1 protein-coding gene, 1 tRNA gene and 1 rRNA gene are annotated in these 1067 nt (G+C 54.1%); 2 read left to right on the top strand and 1 reads right to left on the bottom strand.

Features of this window, described 5'->3' with window-relative positions; all coding sequences use genetic code 11:
- The first annotated feature begins 1 nt into the window (after position 1).
- Positions 2–118 (top strand): 5S ribosomal RNA (gene rrf / locus G113_RS22215).
- A gap of 97 nt (positions 119–215) precedes the next feature.
- Positions 216–292, top strand: a tRNA-Asp gene (locus G113_RS20130).
- Positions 293–553: 261 nt separating this feature from the next.
- Here G113_RS20130 and G113_RS20125 read toward each other — a convergent pair.
- A complete protein-coding gene (locus G113_RS20125) occupies positions 554–886 on the bottom strand; it encodes a cupin domain-containing protein (protein WP_005914944.1) in 333 nt (110 codons plus the stop codon).
- Between the last annotated feature and the right edge of the window lie 181 nt (positions 887–1067).

Here is a 1067-nt window from a genome sequence, read left to right as displayed (position 1 = left end):
CGGCGGCCGACTAGCGACCGTGGACCCACCTCGATCCCACTGCCGAACTCAGAAGTGAAACGCGGTAGCGCCGATGGTAGTGTGGCATTCGCCATGCGAGAGTAGGACACTGCCAGGCTCCTAATTAGACAGTGATGTGTCGTTCACATCATTGGCCGAGAGGATGACACCTCGATGAAACGGCAGAAGATTTAGCATAGCGCTAGCCAAATTGCGGAGCGGTAGTTCAGTTGGTTAGAATACCGGCCTGTCACGCCGGGGGTCGCGGGTTCGAGTCCCGTCCGCTCCGCCACTAAATAGAGAAGGCCTTCCCATTCGGGAAGGCCTTTTTGAGTTTTTGCGCCAGTGAGCAACGGCAAAAGGCATCAGATCTGCTCCTGTCCCCAGCTGGCAATCCAATCCTTAGCCTGTCTCCCACCTATGCATGAATCGAACGGCCCTATCTTCTCGGCCTGATTCAAGGGGCGAACCATCATGTTACTTTTGAATTGAATGGCCATTTAGCCAATTATCGAATGCTCCCCCTGCAGCCTTCTCTACCAGCCCGGGTAGTTCAGTAATAGATGCAGAGCCAGACAGTAGTTTCGCTGGGGTGGGTCCACTCAACCCTGTGCTGATAGTGGGCTGGAATATTGATGTAGTCTCCCGGACCTAGATGGACGCGCTCCTGGGCCCCGGCTTCCGGCTCGAGAAACAACAAGATAGCCTCACCTTGCACCATTAGTACCCATTCGTGCTCATCCTGATCGAACCATTCACCGGTCGGGGTGTGTTGCCCCTGGGAGAGAATGCGCTCGATCCGGAAGTGATTGGTACTGACCAAGTCGTTGAACAACTCTGCGGGCAGGGGAGAGGGAATGTGAGCAAGCAGGTTTCCTGTGTGCATGGGCTTGTCTCCGGCTGAGGTGGGTTCTCTCGAAGTGTAGAAGCTGACGACGCCCGGTGATTCATCAAATGTGGCCCTCAATGAGACTCTAAATCGAAAAAATCGGGGAAATACGGCCTTACACGCTGCAATTTCGCTAAATTCTTGCTATTTTGCGCGCCATCTACGCAAACGATTTCCT

Origin of the sequence: Aeromonas molluscorum 848, assembly GCF_000388115.1 — a bacterium.
Classification (GTDB): domain Bacteria; phylum Pseudomonadota; class Gammaproteobacteria; order Enterobacterales; family Aeromonadaceae; genus Aeromonas; species Aeromonas molluscorum.
Note: the sequence above shows the minus strand (reverse complement) of the source record. Positions and strands in the feature narration are given on the sequence as shown.